Raw genomic sequence first — 16,478 nt, forward strand, 5'->3', positions numbered from 1 at the left:
TCAGGCCTGATTGAGCTGGGCTTTGAGTAAATCGCGGAAGGTCTGGATCAACGGCTCGCGACTACGGCCCCGGCGCATGATCATCGAGAACGGCGCCTGGTAGCCGAAGGTGGCGGGCAGCAATACGCGCAGGTCGCCCTTGTCGGCCCAGGCCTGGGCGTAGTGTTCGGGCAGGTAGCCGATGTAGGCACCGGAGAGCACCAGGATCAACTGTGCCTCCATACTTTCCACGGTAGCGGCGCTGTGCTTGAAGCCGTGGCGCGCCAGTTCGGCCTGGCTCCAGTAACCGCGCCCGACCATGCGTTGCTGGGTGATCACTTGTTCAGGGATGCGACGCTCGTTGAACAACGGATGGCGGGTGCTGCAATACAACCAGTGTTGCTCGCGGTACAGCGGCATGTAGATCAGCCCGCTCATGCGATTGGAAAAGGCGCCGATGGCCAGGTCCAGGCGGTTGTCCTGCACACCGAGTTGCAGTTCGTAAGGGCTCATCACCGATAAATTCAGGTGCACCGCCGGGTGCTCCAGGCTGTAGGCGCCGATAACCTCGGCGAACGGCAAGGCGTTGTCGCTTACGGTGGAGTCGAGCACGCCGAGCTTGAGCGTGCCGCGCAACTCACCCTTGAGCGCAGCGGCGTATTGCTCGAAGCCTTCCAGTTCGCCCAGCAGGCGCAGGGTTTCCTGATGAAACAGCTCGCCCTTGCTGGTCAGGCTGAACCCACCCCGCCCGCGATGGCACAGCACCAGGCCCAACGCGCTTTCCAACTGGCTCATATAGGTGCTGATGGCCGACGTGGACAGGTTGAGTTCGTGCTGGGCGTTGGCAAAGCCCTGGTGGCGCACGACGCTGACGAAGATGCGCAGGAGTTTCAGGTCGGGCAAGGCGTTGGCCATGGTTGGCTCCGGGTATAGATCTCAGCAGTCTACCTGCGCGCTTTAGTTTAGAAAAATCTGAACTAAGTATTTGCCCCTGCCGATTCTTCCCTTCCTGCGCATTTCGCAGAATCGGCCCCTGATAAACACAACAACGATGAGGCAATCCCGTGGACAAGATTTTCCACCAACCACTGGGCGGCAACGAAATGCCGCGCTTCGCCGGCATCGCCACCATGATGCGTCTTCCCCACCTGCAATCGGCCAAGGGCCTGGATGCGGCCTTTATCGGCGTGCCCCTGGACATCGGCACCTCGCTGCGTGCCGGCACCCGCTTCGGGCCGCGTGAAATCCGCGCCGAGTCGGTGATGATCCGCCCTTACAACATGGCCACCGGCGCCGCGCCGTTCGACTCGCTGTCAGTAGCGGATATTGGCGACGTTGCGATCAACACCTTCAACCTGCTGGACGCCGTGCGCATCATCGAAGAGGCCTACGATGAGATTCTCGAGCACAATGTGATCCCGATGACATTGGGCGGTGACCACACCATTACCTTGCCGATCCTGCGGGCGATCCACAAGAAACACGGCAAGGTCGGGCTGGTGCACATCGATGCCCACGCCGACGTCAACGACCATATGTTCGGCGAGAAAATCGCCCACGGCACCACCTTCCGCCGCGCCGTGGAGGAAGGCCTGCTTGATTGCGACCGCGTGGTGCAGATCGGCCTGCGCGCCCAGGGCTACACCGCCGAGGACTTTAACTGGAGCCGCAAACAGGGCTTCCGTGTAGTGCAGGCCGAAGAATGCTGGCACCACTCCCTCGCGCCACTGATGGCCGAGGTGCGGGAAAAAGTCGGCGGCGGCCCGGTGTACCTGAGCTTCGATATCGACGGCATCGACCCGGCCTGGGCGCCCGGCACCGGCACGCCGGAGATCGGCGGGCTGACCACCATCCAGGCGATCGAAATCATCCGTGGCTGCCAGGGCCTCGACCTGGTTGGTTGCGATCTGGTAGAAGTTTCGCCGCCCTACGACACCACCGGCAACACCTCGCTGCTGGGCGCCAACCTGCTGTACGAAATGCTTTGCGTACTGCCCGGCGTGGCGCACCGTTGATGAGCGTGCCGCAGGTATTGAAAGCCGCCGCCGACCTGGTGTCGGCGTTTGCGCGCAACGACCGCGCCGCCTACTTCGGCGCGTTCACGGCCGATGCCAGCTTTGTGTTCTACACCCTCCCCCAGCCGCTGCTCAGTCGCGATGCCTACCAGGCGTTGTGGGACAGCTGGCGTCGGGATGAAGGGTTCGAGGTGCTGTCCTGCACCTCGAGCAACGCCGTGGTCAGCCTGCAGGGTGACGTGGCGATATTTATTCATGACGTGGCCACCGAGCTGCGCATGAATGGGGAGCAATTCTTTAGCCAGGAACGCGAGACCATTGTCTTCAAACGGCAAGGATCTCGCACAGAACAACAAGAAGGCCTGTGGCTGGCCTGTCACGAACATTTGTCCGCTATGCCGGAAGGGCTGCCGCCCCCTTAGCCACTGTGATCGGAGCTGATCATGAATAATAAAAACAACGAAAATAGTATTCGCAAAATAGAAACCAACGGGGTCGAACAGATCCCGGACAACGAACGTACGGCCACCCCCAAGGATCTGTTCCGCCTGATCTTCGGCGGCGCCAATACCTTTGCCACCGCCGTGCTCGGTTCCTTTCCGGTGTTGTTCGGCCTGTCGTTCCAGGCCGGGGTCTGGGCGATTGTGCTGGGCGTGCTGGTGGGTGCGCTGATCCTGGCGCCGATGGGCCTGTTCGGGCCGATCAATGGCACCAACAATGCCGTGTCTTCCGGTGCGCACTTCGGCGTGCACGGGCGGATTGTCGGTTCGTTTCTGTCACTGCTGACGGCGATTGCCTTCTTCTCACTGTCGGTGTGGAGTTCAGGCGATGCGCTGGTCGGCGGTGCGAAACGGCTGATCGGCCTGCCGGAAACCGACCTGACCCTGGGCCTGGCCTACGGCGTATTCGCCATGCTTGTCCTGACGGTATGCATCTACGGCTTTCGCTTCATGCTGTGGGTCAACCGCATTGCGGTCTGGGCGGCAAGCCTGCTGTTTCTGTTGGGCATCTTCGCGTTCGCGCCGACCTTCGACAGCCACTTCGCCGGCACCGTAGCCCTGGGCCAGACCGGCTTCTGGGCGGCCTTTATCGGCGCGGCGCTGGTGGCCATGAGCAACCCGATTTCCTTCGGGGCGTTCCTAGGTGACTGGTCACGCTATATCCCACGTGAGACGCCGAAAATGCGCATCATGCTGGCGGTGGTCCTGGCACAAATCGCCACCTTGATCCCGTTCCTGTTCGGCCTGGCCACCGCGACCATCGTGGCGATCAAGGCGCCGGACTACATCGCGGCCAACAACTACGTCGGCGGCTTGCTGGCGGTGGCACCCACCTGGTTCTTCCTGCCGGTGTGCCTGATCGCAGTGATTGGCGGCATGTCCACCGGCACCACCTCGCTGTATGGCACCGGCTTGGACATGTCCAGCGTGTTCCCGCGCGTGCTGTCGCGGGTCAAGGCCACGCTGCTGATCGGGGTGATGTCGATTGCCTTCATCTTTATCGGACGTTTCGCCGCCAACCTGGTGCAGAGCGTATCGACCTTCGCCGTGCTGATCATCACCTGCACCACGCCGTGGATGGTGATGATGATCATCGGCCTGATCGTACGTCGCGGCTTCTACTGCCCGGATGACCTGCAGGTCTTCACCCGTGGTGAAACCGGCGGCCGCTACTGGTTCAGCCATGGCTGGAACTGGCGCGGGGTGGGGGCCTGGATCCCGAGCGCGCTGGTGGGCCTGTGCTTTGTCAACTTGCCGGGTCAGTTTGTCGGGCCGCTGGGCAACCTGGCGAACGGCATCGATATCAGCCTGCCGGTGACGCTGGGGTTGGCGTCAGTGGTTTACCTGACGTTGCTGCGTGTGTTTCCAGAGCCGGCTTCGGTGTATGGCCCCAATAGTCCGCTTCGCAGCCCTGCGGGAGCAAGCTCCGCTCCCACAACAAGTTCGCCTGTTACCTAAAACAATAATCGGAGACCCGCCGTCATGGCTTTGGATTTATTCGTCGTACTCATCTACGCCGCCGGCATGCTCGTGCTCGGCTATTACGGCATGCGCCGCGCCAAGACCCACGAAGACTACCTGGTGGCCGGTCGCAATCTGGGCCCGTCGCTGTACATGGGCACTATGGCCGCCACGGTACTGGGCGGTGCATCCACCGTCGGTACTGTGCGCCTGGGTTACGTGCATGGCATCTCCGGCTTCTGGCTGTGTGCCGCGCTGGGCATGGGGATCATCGCGCTGAACCTGTTCCTGGCAAAGCCGCTGCTCAAGCTGAAAATCTTCACCGTCACCCAGGTGCTGGAAAAGCGCTACAACCCCATGGCCCGCCAAGCGAGTGCGGTGATCATGCTGGCCTACGCGCTGATGATCGGCGTGACCTCGATCCTGGCCATCGGCACCGTGCTGCAAGTGCTGTTCGGCCTGCCGTTCTGGATTTCGGTGTTGCTGGGCGGTGGTGTGGTGGTGGTCTACTCGACCATCGGCGGCATGTGGTCGTTGACCCTCACCGACATCGTGCAGTTCGTGATCAAGACCGTCGGCCTGATGTTTATCCTGCTGCCGATCTGCCTGTACCGCGTCGGCGGCTGGGATGAGCTGGTGGCCAAGCTGCCGGCATCGAGCTTCAGCTTCACCGCGATCGGCTGGGACACGATCATTACCTACTTCATGATCTACTTCTTCGGCATCCTGATCGGCCAGGATATCTGGCAGCGGGTGTTCACCGCCCGTGACGAAAAGGTCGCCAAGTACGCAGGCACTTTCGCCGGTTTCTACTGCATCCTCTACGGCCTGGCCTGTGCACTGATCGGCATGGCGGCCCATGTACTGATTCCGGACCTGGATAACGTCAACAACGCGTTCGCAGCCATCGTCAAAGTGTCGTTGCCAGACGGGATTCGTGGCCTGGTGATCGCTGCGGCATTGGCGGCGATGATGTCCACCGCCAGCGCCGGCTTGCTCGCCGCCTCCACCGTATTGACTGAAGACCTGCTGCCACGTTTGCGCGGCGGTAAACAATCGAGCCTGGCAATCAACCGTCTGTTCACGATGTTGACCGGCATTGTCGTGCTGGGCATCGCACTGGTGGTCAATGACGTGATCAGCGCCCTGACCCTGGCCTACAACCTGCTGGTGGGTGGCATGCTGATCCCGCTGATCGGCGCGATATTCTGGAAGCGGGCGACCACGTCGGGAGCAATCACGTCCATGACCCTGGGCTTCGTGACGGCGCTGGTGTTCATGTTCAAGGATGGGTTGGATGCGAACACGCCGATTTACTACAGCCTGGCGGTGGCGCTGGTGAGTTTTGTGCTGGTGAGTGTGTTGTCGCGCCGGCCACAGGCGCAGGTGGCTCGGACGGTGTAAGAAGATTTAGAGCGGTTTTTTCAGCGGGTGCGACGTCGGATGTCGCACCCGTTTTTTCATTAATACCGTGCCGAACCTGCAGACGCCTTTGCCTGGATGATCTCCTGGACCAAAGAAGCCCACACCGATCCCTGCGTCGTCCCCCCGGAATATGTGCCTCCGGCGGCAATGCGGTTGTAGGCGGAGCAATAGACTATCGACAGTCCATCCGTTTCCTCTGCTCCCATGGGCGTGACGACGAAGTGCTCTCTGCTCATATCAGCAATTTGGGTTGGGCTCAGATACTGGGGCATGAACTGAACCCCAGAACGCTGCAAAAGCGTGACTATCTCATCCATCAAGTGCGCAAACCCCAGGTCGTCGCCCGATGCGTCAATCGATGGATTGTCAGCCAGAAACTTTTCAAACAGCTCAATGCCTGCGCGATTGCACTCTACGGCCAAGTACTGATTTCCAGGCGTTAGATAATCGTTACTCAGCGGCTTTGCAGTCGTCTCGGCGGCTGACAGACCGGCTCCATCGCTCTGCTGATGTCCTCCGTAGACCGAGACCTGATAGTTGGCCAGGCGCAACATCACGGCTTGGAGCAGGCCGTTGATACCTCGACCGATGATCGATACGCGCGGCGCGCCGGCATCTGCCTGTTGCGCGGGGATCGTCAATGAGTGGGCAAGTTTGCGCCTGACCAGGCAGCGCAAGGCGGTCAGACTCAGTTGAATTGAGACGGCATAGTCAAGGTCGCCATGGCAGGCTTCAGTCATTGCCGCCTGGGTTGTAAGGGTCGCCGGTTTACGCCACTTGGAGACACTGCAGCCGAGTGCCTGCGCGCGCCCCCGAAATGCATCCAGTGTCCCAGGCCCGTAGTCTAATACAAGCTGGATACCTTCAGCCGTTGCCAGGGCCCGCAACGCGTCGTCGCTGAAGACATCCGGCTTGGCGACGCAGACCAGGCGAGCTTGCGTGTGCAGGCACTGAATGAGGGCCTGATCAATGCGATGGGTGGACTCATCATTCAGGGATAAACAGATAGCGACAGCACGAGCCCCCACCAGCACCTCGTGCCAGTCCAGACCAAAGGACACTCGACTGTCGGAACAGGCTTTGCCGAGAGTGTCCGGCCTCTGACCCTGTCGATCCAATACCTTGATCCGAACCTCAGGATCCCGATCAAGCAACACCTTGACCAGCTCTCTGCCCACGTTGCCGTATCCCAGTACACAGATGTCACGGGGCAGGGAGCCATCAGCGAGTGTCAGCCAGCGCGCCATATAGGCGGCAACATGCGGCGCGTTGACCCCCGGCGTATTGACCACGCGGATGTCGTTGGAACCGCAAAGGTCCATTCGCACCTTATCCAGGCTCGTACCTCTGCGGATCAAATGGAGCTCGCCAAACGGGTGGGATATGCGCCATTGGGCGATGACGTCGGCATCGACCGCCTGGTCCCCGACAATGATCGCCGATGGGCTCAGGAGACCGATCTGTATGAGCAGATCGTGTTTGGTCAATGTCGGGGGAAAGAACACTACGTTGCTGGGTGCGTGAGCCTTCCAGGCTCTCGACACCGGTGCGAGATGCAGGATATTTCCGGTTATGGCGATGAGTGACGCGGCGACTGGCGGAATGGAAGAGAGCCTCATAGCTGTGTCTCCAGCAATTCTGACTGACTAATGCCTCGCAGAGAGCCATTCAATGAAGGGTGGGCGTTATTAAAATGCCCTTGAGGAACTCAACCTACGCTCATCGTTTGAATTGAATAAGCCAGCCGTTTCTGATGAACAAGTAGCCTGATTCCGACACTTGAAAGTCAAAAGCCTGACGGACCTGCATAGATTCGGACTACTCCCTGTGTCACAGAGGAACAACAGACATCTCCTGGAAGCAGACGCTTCCATCGGAACGATTGTTCAGATCACCTGGGGCGAGTGAGTGTTGTGGAGTGAGGGGGTTATCGCGAGGGGTGACTCGGGCGGCGGGAGATAGGACTGGTGCAAAACAAACTGTGAGAGCGGGCTCTCCCGCGAAAGCGCTGGATCAGTCAATCATTCCGTTAACTGACACACCGCATTCGCGAGCAAGCCCGCTCCCACCTTTAATCCTGCTTCGACCGGAGATTATCTGCGGCGAGGACGACGCTGCTCGTCATCGGTACGAATGGGCACCGGTTGCAGCGGTGGCTCGATCAGGCCCAGCGCAACGCCGAGGTCGTGGAGCCAGTTTTGAATTTTCTCTTTCATGGTTTGCCCCCTTTGAGGGTAATGCTGGTAGGCGCAAGTTCTGTCGCCTTTTCCTACACTGATAGTAGCCCTAAGTCCTACGTATTGCTTGAACGAAACCACAACGAACTATTACTGAATTGGTCCAAATCCTGACGGATCGTTCAAGCAATCGCACGTGCGTCTTGCAGGACCTCGGCCCTGCCCTCTTGCTGCAGGTCGATCCATGCATTGAGGTTAGCGCCGAGCATACCCTTTCGCCACATCAGCCAGGTGGTCGCAGTGGCAAAATGCCCTGTCAGCGGATGAACGGACACGCTGTCCTTACCCGGCAAGCTGTCGAGCATGGATTCGGCCATCAGCGCCACGCCAGAACCGGCGATGACACAGGCAAGCATGCCTTGATAAGACTCGATCTCAATCGCTCGCCCCATGGCGACGTGCTCGTGGGAAAACCAGGTTTCCAGGCGCGTGCGATAGGCGCAGCTGCGGCGGAAAGTGAACACCGAACGGCCCGCAACGTCCTGTGGCCCGCGCACCGGCGGATGGTCGGCTTCGCAAATGAGCACCAGGCGTTCTTCGCACAGGGCTACACCGTCCAACGAGGCGATAGTGATGGGCCCGTCCACAAAAGCAGCATCCAGGCGCCCGGTAATCAACCCTTCGAGCAATTCACCGCTGGGCGCCGATTGCACCTGCAAGTTAACCATCGGGTACGCCTTGTGATACCGCGCCAACAACTTCGGTAAATGCACCGCCGCCGTGCTGTACATGCTGCCCAGTACAAAATCGCCGGCCGGTTGCCCGCCTTGCACGGCGCCATGGGCTTCATCGTGCAGCGCCAGCAGACGGGTGCTGTAGTCCAGCAACACCTTGCCTGCCGGGGAAAGCTGCAAGCGCTGGCGTTCGCGCACAAATAACTCCACGCCCAGCTGTTCTTCCATCTGCTTGAGCCGGGTCGACAAGTTCGACGGTACTCGATGCAGGCGCTCGGCAGCGCGGGTTATGGAGCCCTCTTCCGCGACGGCCTGGAAAATCCGCAGTTGACTGAATTCCACACCTTTCTCCAAAACTGAACAAGTTGCTCACTATTATTCATTTTTACAGAAAGTCAATCCGCTTTAGCCTGACGGCATTCGCTTACCTGCAGGACACCTGACCATGTCACCCCTGATCCGCTTACTCGCCAGCTTTATCGCCCTGATGATGGCCATGGGCATCGGCCGCTTCGCCCTTACCCCGCAAATGCCCCACTTGCTCAGTGAGGGACAGATCGACCTGACCGGCGCCGGACTGATCGCGGCGGCCAATTACCTGGGCTACTTCGTGGGTGCGGTGGATTCGATTTTTGCGCGCAGCCATCACCATGTGCGGGGTCGCCTGTATGGCGGGCTATGGTTGTGTGTGCTGCTGACCCTGGCGTCGTACTGGGCGCATGGTTTCTGGCCACACTTGCTGCTGCGTTTCGGAACCGGCGTTGCGAGTGCCTGGGCACTGGTGATGATCACCAGCATGAGCCAGCCGCTGGCGATTGCCGCCGGGCGTGCACGCCTGGGTGCCCTGGTGTTTGCCGGGCCGGGGCTGGGGATTGTGCTGACCGGATTACTCGCGTTGGGCTCAAACCTGTTGGGGCAAAGCTCTGCAACGTTGTGGCTGATCTATGGTGGGGTGGCGCTGGTGATGCTACTGGCAATCTTGCCCTTCCTGCCCCAGCCGTCCGCCGTTACTGCGCCTGTTGCAAGCCACGCCGACACGGCCAGCAACGGCAGCACTACCCACCTGTGCTGGATCTATGTGTTGTTCGGCCTGGGCTACATCATTCCGGCGACGTTCCTGTCACAAATGGCCAGCGCGCAATTCAAGGGCGCCTGGCAGGCCGATCTGTTCTGGCCCTGCTTTGGTTTGGCCGCGGCGATTGGCGTGGTGGTCGCAAGCCTGCGTCCCAAGGACCCGGACACCACCCGTCGCTGGCTGATGACTACGTTGTGGCTGCAAGCGGCCGGCGTATTCGCCTGCCTGCTGGGTAACGGTTGGGGGCTGGCGCTGGGGGTGTTGCTGTGCGGCGCGCCCTTCCTGGCCTGCATGCAGTTGGTGATGGCGCGCCTGCGGGAGATTGCGCCCCACGGCTATCAGCGCAACACCGGGCTGCTGACCGCCAGCTTTGCCATCGGCCAATTGAGTGGACCGTTGCTGGCGTCGGTGAGCAGCCACCTGAGCGGTGGCCTGCAACCCGCGCTGGTGATCGCCGGTGCAGGCCTGTTAGTGGCCGGAGGGGTGTTGGTCAGCCCGCAACCAACGGTGCCGGCGCGCGAACCTGCTCTCGCCGCGCCAACACCAGGAAAAACAGCCCACCCAGGAAGCAACCGGTAAACCAGGCAAAGTTAGCCATGCCCTGCAACGCCGGCGTGAAGGTGATCGCGACACCCACCAGTGTCGCGGGCACCAATGCCTTGACCGCCGTCCAGTTCACACCGCCATCGAAGTAGTAGCGCCCGCTCGGGCTGTCATCGAACAGCGCGTCCACGTCGATCTTCTGCTTTTTGATCAGGTAGAAGTCCACCAGCAAAATCCCGAACAACGGGCCGATAAAGGCCGCGAGAATATCCAAGGTGTAGTGGATCATCAGCGGGTTATTGAACAGGTTCCACGGGGTGATGAAGATCGAAGCCACGGCGGCGATCATGCCGCCGGCGCGCCAGCTGATCTTGCTCGGTGCGACGTTGGCGAAGTCGAACGCCGGGGAAACGAAGTTGGCGACAATGTTGATGCCAATGGTGGCCGTGACAAAGGCAAAAGCGCCGAGCAGCACCGCCATGCTGTTATCAATACGCGAGACGGTCGCGATCGGGTCATGGAGCATTTCACCAAACACCGGCAAAGTGCCCGAGACGATGACCACGGTCACCAGGGAAAACGCCAGGAAGTTCACCGGCAGGCCCCAGAAGTTACCGCGCCGCACATCCTGCATACTGCGGCAGTAACGGCTGAAATCACCGAAATTCAGGGTTGGCCCGGAAAAGTACGACACAACCAGCGCCGTCGCCACGATCACCTGACCGACCGCCTGCCAACCCGACAGGGATTTTTCCGACAGGGTAAAACTGATATTCGCCCACCCTGCCTTCCACACGATCCAGCCGGCCAGGGCAAACATCACCGCGTAGACCACCGGCCCCGCCCAATCGATAAAGCGGCGAATGGACTCCATGCCGGCCCAGAACACGGCCGCCTGCAACACCCATAAACTGAGGAAACCAAACCAACCCAGGTAAGACAGGCCAGCAAAATGCGGCTCTGCATACACCGCCATCTGTGGGAAAAAGCGCAGTACCACAATGATCAAGGCACTCGACGCCAGGTAGGTCTGAATTCCGTACCAAGCCACCGCAATCAGGCCGCGAATCACCGCGGGAATATTCGCGCCGAACACACCAAACGCCAACCGGCAGATCACTGGATAGGGTACGGCGGCCTGCTGGCTGGGCTTGGCCACCAGGTTGGCAATCAATTGCACGATGCAAATGCCTGCCAGCAAGGCAATCAACACCTGCCAACTGGCCAGCCCCAGGGCGAACAGACTGGCGGCGAACACATAGCCACCCACGCTGTGCACGTCACTCATCCAGAAGGCAAAGATGTTGTACCAGGTCCACTTCTGCGGCAGTGGGCCCAGGTCCTGGTTGTACAGGCGTGGGCTATAGCCTTTGGGCAATTGTTCGATCATCGCTGGGCTCCTCGTAATACCGGCCTGCGCTTCCGTCACGGGGTGCATACGGGAGGCGGCCTGGTTTGTATACGAGATAGTCAGCAGAATACGTGCCAATAGAACACAATCCCTCTGCAACGGCGTTCCAAAGGGGTATACGAAGGTGAGTAACGAGGATTGCGCTCAGCAACGGTGCAGATCAATCCTGTACACAATCATCGGTGCACCCGATGTGCACACAAGTACCCGACCGTACAGCACGCCGCTGTGAGGAAGGTGCCCCAGGCCATGTCCATCATCGCCAACCCGCCAGACCAGCCTTGCAGCGTGGCCCAGTTGCTCAGGTCGTAGGTGCCGTAGGCCACCAGGCCCAGCAACGCACCCAGTCGGGCCGCGCGTTGCCAGCTGGCGCTGGGCAAGACCACGAACACCACGCAACCGAGGACATACAAGAGATAGAACAGCACGGCGGGCAACAGGCGAGGCTGATCCAGCATCAGCGGACCCAGCAGGGATTTGTAGGTCGGGCCCATGAGGACACCGAGCCAGAGGCCGTCGAGGATCAGGAAGGCAAGCAAGGTGCCGAGGTAGGCGAAGACAGACTTCTTGGGCATTGATGCAGCCTCTGTAGGAGCGAGCTTGCTCGCGAAAATATTCCAGGCGCATCACGGTGTCGGATGTACCTTTTTCGCGAGCAAGCTCGCTCCTACAGGAGAGCAAAGCGCACTCAGCTTAGTTCAATGCGATCCGCGTGAATCACGATCTGGCCCTGCTTGTAGAGCGCACCAATGGCCTTCTTGAAGTTGCCCTTGCTCACGCCAAATAAGTTGCTGATCACCGCCGGGTCACTCTTGTCGCTGACCGGCAGGCTCCCGTTGTTTTCACGCAACTTGGCGAGGATCTTCGAGTTGAGGCTGGAGGCCGCTTCCTGGCCAACCGGTTGCAGGCTCAGGCTGATGTTGCCATCGGCGCGGATCTCTTTAATAAAGCCTTTCTCTTCCTTGCCAGGGCGCAGGAACTTGAACACTTCGTTCTTGTGGATCAGGCCCCAGTGCTTGTTGTTGATGATCGCCTTGAAGCCCATGTCGGTGGCTTCGGCGACCAGCAGGTCGACTTCCTGGCCCACGACGTAGTTGGCCGGCGTCTTGTCCAGGTAGCGGTCAAGGCGCGCGGTGGCGGTAATACGCTTGGTGTGTTTGTCGAGATAGACATGCACCACGCAGTATTCACCGGCGGTCATCTGACGTTTTTCTTCCGAGTACGGGAGCAACAGATCCTTTGGCAAACCCCAGTCGAGGAACACGCCAATGCTGTTGACTTCCACGACTTTCAAACTGGCAAATTCGCCAACTTGAACTTTCGGTTTTTCGGTAGTGGCGATAAGTTTGTCATCGCTGTCCAGATAAATGAAAACGTTAAGCCAGTCTTCATCTTCACTGGGAATATCCTTGGGGATATACCGATTAGGCAAGAGGATTTCGCCATCTTGCGCACCATCGAGGTACAAACCAAAGTTAGTGTGTTTAACCACTTGCAAGCTGTTGTAGCGCCCGACTAAAGCCATTTCCAATACCCTCATTGCGTGGGCGGCATTCTACCCGAGTTGCGCCTGCCACGCGCGCGCGCCTGAAAAATCGCGGGTTTACCTGGCGTTCCAGTGGCACCGCCCCGCTCGTCCGATCATTCGGCTGAATTTTGCCACGCCACCCGTGCCGACCCAGCCCGTGGTTTCGAGTTAAAACAGGAAGTTAGGGGCTAATTTCAAAGATAAACTTTGGCTGTTTCCAGCTGCTGCTTTTATTCCCGGGGGATATTTACCAAGCAATTGTCAAGTATTTCCTGTACGATGCCTGGCCAAGTTAATTTTCTACAGGTTAGTGGCCGCCATGCGTGTAAAAGCATCCAACAGCAAAGCAAAGCCAGCTCCCGCCGTTGAAACCAGCGAATCGATCAACAGCCAGATTGCTGCATTCCTCAAGTCCGGTGGCGAAATCCAGCAAATTGCCAAGGGCGTGAGCGGCCAGACTTTCGGCCCGTCCAAGCAGATCAGCCTGGGTAAAAAGTAATACCGCGCAGCACATCTGGTCCCTAAGCGTCTTGCCTTCAAGGCGCTAGGACTAGAGCCCGAAATACCCTCTCGCGTCACCTTCAGAACGTGCAAATCGACGAACGGGCCTCACCTCCTGGCATTCGCCGGTATGCTTGCACACGTCTAGCACGGGCATCTGCCCTATTTCTTCGTTACTGCTCCTCGCTTTTCATGGAGTGAAGCATGCTTAAACGCTGCATTTTCGTGGCCAGTATCCTGGCGGCCAGCCCTCTCGCCGAAGCGCAGATTTTCCAGCGTGAACTGGGCGACTTCGACCTGAAATTGGGCACCACCCCCAGCCGCAGCATGGCCCAGGGCCTGGTCAAGCCGACCTCGCCGGGCAGTGACTCATTTCATGGCGGGCTGGACTTGAGTCATGACAGCGGCCTGTACTTTGGCCAGTTTTCTCCGAACATGGGCCTGTCGTCGGCCAGCACTCTCGAAGTCGATTCGTATATGGGGTTCAAGCACCCTTTCGACCAGACCCTGGGCTACGAAGTCGGCCTGATCCACTACAGCTACCCCAAGCTCAGCCCCCTCGACAGCCAGGAGCTCTACGGCGGCCTCAACCTGCTGGGCAATCGCTTCGGCGCTTCCTTCAGCAACGACCCGGACCGCCAGGACAGCACCCTGTTCGCCGACCTCAGCGGCACCCAGCCCTTCGGCATCGGCGTCAGTATGAAATACACCACCCATCAACTGGGCACCCCTACCTCAGTGGAGGGGGGATCCATCAGCAGCTTCAGCGACTGGTCGATACAGTTCTCCCGCGCCTGGAAGGGCATCGACCTGGACCTGATCTACAGCGATTCCAGCCTCAGCGGCGGCGATTGCTCGGCCTATTCCGGACACAATTCGCAATGCGATGGCCTGTTGACCTTGAAGGCGGTGCGATCGTTTTATTGATGGGCTGAACTGTCGCGTGCGCCGCGGGTTCACATGCATTAACTCCCTCTGCGCAAGGACACGCCCATGCTGCATCGGCTCAAACTGCTGGTGGTATTCCTGACCCTGAGCCTGGTGCTAGCCGGCTGCAACCGCGTGGGCCTGGCCTATCGCAACCTGGACGTGATCATCCCCTGGACCCTCAACGACTACCTGGACATGAACGCCGGGCAGAAGAGCTGGTTCAACGACAAGCTCAAGGAACACCTGGCCTGGCACTGCACCACGCAATTGCCGGGTTACCTCGACTGGCTCGACCGACTGCAAGCAATGGTCGAGAGCAACCAGGTCACCGATGCAGCGCTGCAAACCCGCACGGTTGAGGCCAAGCAGGCAATTGCCGAAGTGGCGCGGGAAATCACACCGTCGGCGATCGAATTGTTACAAGGGCTGGATGACCAACAGGTCAACGACATGAACGATGCCCTGGCCAAGGACCTGCGCAAACGCCAGGACGACTATCTCAAGCCGCCGCTGGCCAAGCAGATCCAGGACCGCGCCGAGCGCATGAACAAGCGCCTGAATGCGTGGATGGGGCCGCTGAGCGATAGCCAGAAGAACCGTGTGATGGCCTGGTCCATCAGCCTGGGCGAGCAGAACGAGCAGTGGATCGGCAACCGTGCCCACTGGCAGGCACAATTCATCGACGCCGTGCAGCAGCGCCACGACACCGACTTCCCGCAGAAGATGCAGCAATTGCTGGTAGACCGCGAAAGCCTGTGGACACCGGAGTACCGCGCCGCTTATGCACAGACCGAAGCCGCTGCGCGCAGTCTGATCGTCGACTTGATGGCCGAAAGTACCGTACAGCAGCGCCTGAAATTAACGCAGAAAATCGACAAGGTACGCAGTGACTTCCAGGCGCTCAAATGCCTGAAAAGCGCGCAGCCCTAATTGGGCGCCAGGGTGCCCAACCAGGCCACAAGCGCGAGGATCAGCGCCCCGCTCCCCATCTCCAGCACCATGCTGCGCCGTAGCGCAGCAATGGCAACGACATAATCACCTGTCGCCACGGACCGTTGCAGAAGCGGCGTCAGGTGGAAACGATTGAGCGCCGCCAGCCCCAGCATCAAGCCAAACAGTCCCAGTTTCAGGCACAACAGGATCGCGTAGACACCGCTGGTAAGACCGTCCAGATTCGGTCCGACCACCAACAGATAATTCGCCACACCGGTGCCGATCAGCACCGCGACAAATCCCGCGCCCACATGCTCGAACCCCGCCAGCGCCCTTGCCAGCACCCTAACGTGATAAGGATCGTGCAAAGACGCACGCCTCAACAACAACCCGAACGCCGCCAACGCCCCGACCCAACCTCCCGCCACCAACAGATGCGCGCCGTCGCTGAGGAGGTGCCACACCCCCAGCGTGCCTTCATGCATCACGCCGTGCCCGGTCCACGCCAGCGTCACCAACGCGGCGCCACCCGCCAACGTGGCCAGTGGCAGGCGGGTGCCAAGCGCAGCCACGACCAGCGCGCCCATCCGTAGCCACCACGTCAACCCCAGGTCGGTCTGCCAGAGCATCATGTGCAGATGCGGCCACAGCGTCTGCCAATCCGTTGCGCCACTCATGGCCTGGGTCAGCGTCAACAGCGACGCCATCGACAGCACTATTCCAAGGCCAGCCGTCAGCCGCAGCAGGCCCCTTAAATTCAGCAGCACGCGCTCCGGCGCTTTGACCCCATACAGACCAAAGAGCCCCAGGCCAAACAACACCATCAGGTCAAGATAGAGCGCAAAGCGCAGTGTGACTTGGGTCAGTTCGCTCATGGCTGGACACTGAACACCACGTTACCGGTAATCGGGTGAGTGTCGGATGACACTGCGCGCCAATCGACTCGGTAGGTGCCGGTAGTCAGTGCAGAAGCCGGCTTGATCAGCATCACCTTGGGGTCGGTGCTCGCCGCGACACTGGCCTTGATGGGCATCGGCGAATTGGGCATGCCGGGCATATCGGTCATGGTCAGCTTGGCCCCGGAAAACTGCGTCAGCAGGTTCTCCGAAAAGCGCAGTTCAATAACTGCCGGCGCGGCACCTTGTGCCCCGGCGGGTGGGAGGGATTGCAGCAGTTTCGGATGGGCCGAGGCCGGCAGGTTGATCATTACTCCGACCCACAGCGCACCACCTGTTAACGCAGTTTTCAACATCGACATGCAAGGCT

17 protein-coding genes are annotated in these 16,478 nt (G+C 59.8%); 8 read left to right on the forward strand and 9 right to left on the reverse strand.

Annotated features, from left to right (window positions below; translation table 11 throughout):
• Nucleotides 1–894 (reverse strand): LysR family transcriptional regulator, encoded by an 894-nt coding sequence (locus ACHPFG_RS23270; protein WP_131698623.1) that lies wholly within the window; start codon nt 892–894, stop codon nt 1–3.
• 149 nt (nt 895–1,043) lie between these two features.
• On the opposite strand from ACHPFG_RS23270, the gene speB reads away from it, so the two are divergent.
• Genes speB through ACHPFG_RS23290 form a run of 4 tightly spaced genes read left to right on the forward strand, consistent with a single transcriptional unit; the run spans nt 1,044 to nt 5,359 of the window.
• Nucleotides 1,044–1,994, forward strand: coding sequence for an agmatinase (gene speB / locus ACHPFG_RS23275; RefSeq protein WP_027603787.1), 951 nt, complete (start codon nt 1,044–1,046; stop codon nt 1,992–1,994).
• Nucleotides 1,994–2,416 (forward strand): YybH family protein, encoded by a 423-nt coding sequence (locus tag ACHPFG_RS23280; protein WP_145336990.1) that lies wholly within the window; start codon nt 1,994–1,996, stop codon nt 2,414–2,416. Before speB ends, ACHPFG_RS23280 begins: the two co-directional genes overlap by 1 nt.
• Nucleotides 2,417–2,437: 21 nt before the next feature.
• On the forward strand, nt 2,438–3,952 hold the full coding sequence (locus ACHPFG_RS23285; protein WP_431700536.1) for a purine-cytosine permease family protein: 1,515 nt from the start codon (nt 2,438–2,440) through the stop codon (nt 3,950–3,952).
• A 24-nt stretch (nt 3,953–3,976) separates the two neighbouring features.
• Nucleotides 3,977–5,359 carry a sodium:solute symporter gene (locus ACHPFG_RS23290; protein ID WP_431700537.1) on the forward strand — a complete coding sequence of 461 codons (1,383 nt, stop codon included), beginning with the start codon at nt 3,977–3,979 and terminating at the stop codon, nt 5,357–5,359.
• 59 nt (nt 5,360–5,418) lie between these two features.
• On the opposite strand, the gene ACHPFG_RS23295 is transcribed toward ACHPFG_RS23290, so the two are convergent.
• The 3 genes from ACHPFG_RS23295 to ptrR all read right to left on the reverse strand — a co-directional run bounded on the left by ACHPFG_RS23295 (nt 5,419) and on the right by ptrR (nt 8,633).
• Nucleotides 5,419–6,999: an NAD(P)-dependent oxidoreductase gene (locus ACHPFG_RS23295; RefSeq protein WP_431700538.1), complete on the reverse strand. Its 1,581-nt coding sequence runs from the start codon at nt 6,997–6,999 to the stop codon at nt 5,419–5,421.
• 474 nt (nt 7,000–7,473) lie between these two features.
• Nucleotides 7,474–7,596, reverse strand: a complete 123-nt coding sequence (locus ACHPFG_RS23300) for a PA1414 family protein (RefSeq protein ID WP_003193089.1) — start codon at nt 7,594–7,596, stop codon at nt 7,474–7,476.
• 143 nt (nt 7,597–7,739) lie between these two features.
• Entirely contained in the window at nt 7,740–8,633 is an 894-nt protein-coding gene (gene ptrR, locus ACHPFG_RS23305) for a putrescine utilization regulator PtrR (protein ID WP_131698628.1), read from the reverse strand.
• Between the two features lie 103 nt (nt 8,634–8,736).
• Between ptrR and ACHPFG_RS23310 the strand changes: the two genes are divergently transcribed.
• Nucleotides 8,737–9,945, forward strand: a complete 1,209-nt coding sequence (locus ACHPFG_RS23310) for an MFS transporter (protein WP_431700539.1) — start codon at nt 8,737–8,739, stop codon at nt 9,943–9,945.
• Here the strand turns inward: ACHPFG_RS23310 and ACHPFG_RS23315 are convergent.
• The 3 genes from ACHPFG_RS23315 to ACHPFG_RS23325 all read right to left on the reverse strand — a co-directional run bounded on the left by ACHPFG_RS23315 (nt 9,857) and on the right by ACHPFG_RS23325 (nt 12,845).
• Nucleotides 9,857–11,299, reverse strand: a complete 1,443-nt coding sequence (locus ACHPFG_RS23315) for an NCS1 family nucleobase:cation symporter-1 (RefSeq protein WP_131698630.1) — start codon at nt 11,297–11,299, stop codon at nt 9,857–9,859. The two genes, ACHPFG_RS23310 and ACHPFG_RS23315, sit on opposite strands and share 89 nt — an antisense overlap.
• 197 nt (nt 11,300–11,496) lie before the next feature.
• The gene (locus ACHPFG_RS23320) at nt 11,497–11,895 is read right to left on the reverse strand and encodes a DUF2177 family protein (RefSeq protein WP_167656970.1); all 399 of its coding nucleotides are present in this window, start codon (nt 11,893–11,895) and stop codon (nt 11,497–11,499) included.
• Nucleotides 11,896–12,008: 113 nt separating this feature from the next.
• Nucleotides 12,009–12,845 carry a CvfB family protein gene (locus ACHPFG_RS23325; protein ID WP_053133042.1) on the reverse strand — a complete coding sequence of 279 codons (837 nt, stop codon included), beginning with the start codon at nt 12,843–12,845 and terminating at the stop codon, nt 12,009–12,011.
• 322 nt (nt 12,846–13,167) lie between these two features.
• Between ACHPFG_RS23325 and ACHPFG_RS23330 the strand changes: the two genes are divergently transcribed.
• The 3 genes from ACHPFG_RS23330 to ACHPFG_RS23340 all read left to right on the forward strand — a co-directional run bounded on the left by ACHPFG_RS23330 (nt 13,168) and on the right by ACHPFG_RS23340 (nt 15,209).
• Complete coding sequence (locus ACHPFG_RS23330) at nt 13,168–13,347, forward strand: hypothetical protein (RefSeq protein ID WP_003193095.1); 180 nt, start codon at nt 13,168–13,170, stop codon at nt 13,345–13,347.
• 206 nt (nt 13,348–13,553) lie between these two features.
• Complete coding sequence (locus ACHPFG_RS23335; protein WP_431700540.1) at nt 13,554–14,276, forward strand: TorF family putative porin; 723 nt, start codon at nt 13,554–13,556, stop codon at nt 14,274–14,276.
• A gap of 66 nt (nt 14,277–14,342) precedes the next feature.
• Entirely contained in the window at nt 14,343–15,209 is an 867-nt protein-coding gene (locus tag ACHPFG_RS23340; RefSeq protein ID WP_431700541.1) for a DUF6279 family lipoprotein, read from the forward strand.
• Here the strand turns inward: ACHPFG_RS23340 and copD are convergent.
• Nucleotides 15,206–16,087 carry a copper homeostasis membrane protein CopD gene (copD, locus tag ACHPFG_RS23345; RefSeq protein ID WP_431700542.1) on the reverse strand — a complete coding sequence of 294 codons (882 nt, stop codon included), beginning with the start codon at nt 16,085–16,087 and terminating at the stop codon, nt 15,206–15,208. The genes ACHPFG_RS23340 and copD overlap by 4 nt on opposite strands.
• Nucleotides 16,084–16,470: a copper homeostasis periplasmic binding protein CopC gene (gene copC / locus ACHPFG_RS23350; RefSeq protein WP_431700543.1), complete on the reverse strand. Its 387-nt coding sequence runs from the start codon at nt 16,468–16,470 to the stop codon at nt 16,084–16,086. Before copC ends, copD begins: the two co-directional genes overlap by 4 nt.
• Nucleotides 16,471–16,478: the final 8 nt, after the last annotated feature.

The sequence above is a fragment of the Pseudomonas sp. BR20 genome (assembly GCF_050780135.1).
Taxonomy (GTDB): domain Bacteria; phylum Pseudomonadota; class Gammaproteobacteria; order Pseudomonadales; family Pseudomonadaceae; genus Aquipseudomonas.

What these genes read in the sequence shown, in the direction of transcription:
- ACHPFG_RS23270 (WP_131698623.1), bottom strand. Translation starts at nt 894, where the DNA reads ATGGCCAACGCCTTGCCCGACCTGAAACTCCTGCGCATCTTCGTCAGC.
- ACHPFG_RS23280 (WP_145336990.1), top strand. Translation starts at nt 1,994, where the DNA reads ATGAGCGTGCCGCAGGTATTGAAAGCCGCCGCCGACCTGGTGTCGGCG.
- ACHPFG_RS23285 (WP_431700536.1), top strand. Translation starts at nt 2,438, where the DNA reads ATGAATAATAAAAACAACGAAAATAGTATTCGCAAAATAGAAACCAAC.
- ACHPFG_RS23290 (WP_431700537.1), top strand. Translation starts at nt 3,977, where the DNA reads ATGGCTTTGGATTTATTCGTCGTACTCATCTACGCCGCCGGCATGCTC.
- ACHPFG_RS23295 (WP_431700538.1), bottom strand. Translation starts at nt 6,999, where the DNA reads ATGAGGCTCTCTTCCATTCCGCCAGTCGCCGCGTCACTCATCGCCATA.
- ACHPFG_RS23300 (WP_003193089.1), bottom strand. Translation starts at nt 7,596, where the DNA reads ATGAAAGAGAAAATTCAAAACTGGCTCCACGACCTCGGCGTTGCGCTG.
- ACHPFG_RS23310 (WP_431700539.1), top strand. Translation starts at nt 8,737, where the DNA reads ATGTCACCCCTGATCCGCTTACTCGCCAGCTTTATCGCCCTGATGATG.
- ACHPFG_RS23315 (WP_131698630.1), bottom strand. Translation starts at nt 11,299, where the DNA reads ATGATCGAACAATTGCCCAAAGGCTATAGCCCACGCCTGTACAACCAG.
- ACHPFG_RS23320 (WP_167656970.1), bottom strand. Translation starts at nt 11,895, where the DNA reads ATGCCCAAGAAGTCTGTCTTCGCCTACCTCGGCACCTTGCTTGCCTTC.
- ACHPFG_RS23325 (WP_053133042.1), bottom strand. Translation starts at nt 12,845, where the DNA reads ATGGCTTTAGTCGGGCGCTACAACAGCTTGCAAGTGGTTAAACACACT.
- ACHPFG_RS23330 (WP_003193095.1), top strand. Translation starts at nt 13,168, where the DNA reads ATGCGTGTAAAAGCATCCAACAGCAAAGCAAAGCCAGCTCCCGCCGTT.
- ACHPFG_RS23335 (WP_431700540.1), top strand. Translation starts at nt 13,554, where the DNA reads ATGCTTAAACGCTGCATTTTCGTGGCCAGTATCCTGGCGGCCAGCCCT.
- ACHPFG_RS23340 (WP_431700541.1), top strand. Translation starts at nt 14,343, where the DNA reads ATGCTGCATCGGCTCAAACTGCTGGTGGTATTCCTGACCCTGAGCCTG.
- copD (WP_431700542.1), bottom strand. Translation starts at nt 16,087, where the DNA reads ATGAGCGAACTGACCCAAGTCACACTGCGCTTTGCGCTCTATCTTGAC.
- copC (WP_431700543.1), bottom strand. Translation starts at nt 16,470, where the DNA reads ATGTCGATGTTGAAAACTGCGTTAACAGGTGGTGCGCTGTGGGTCGGA.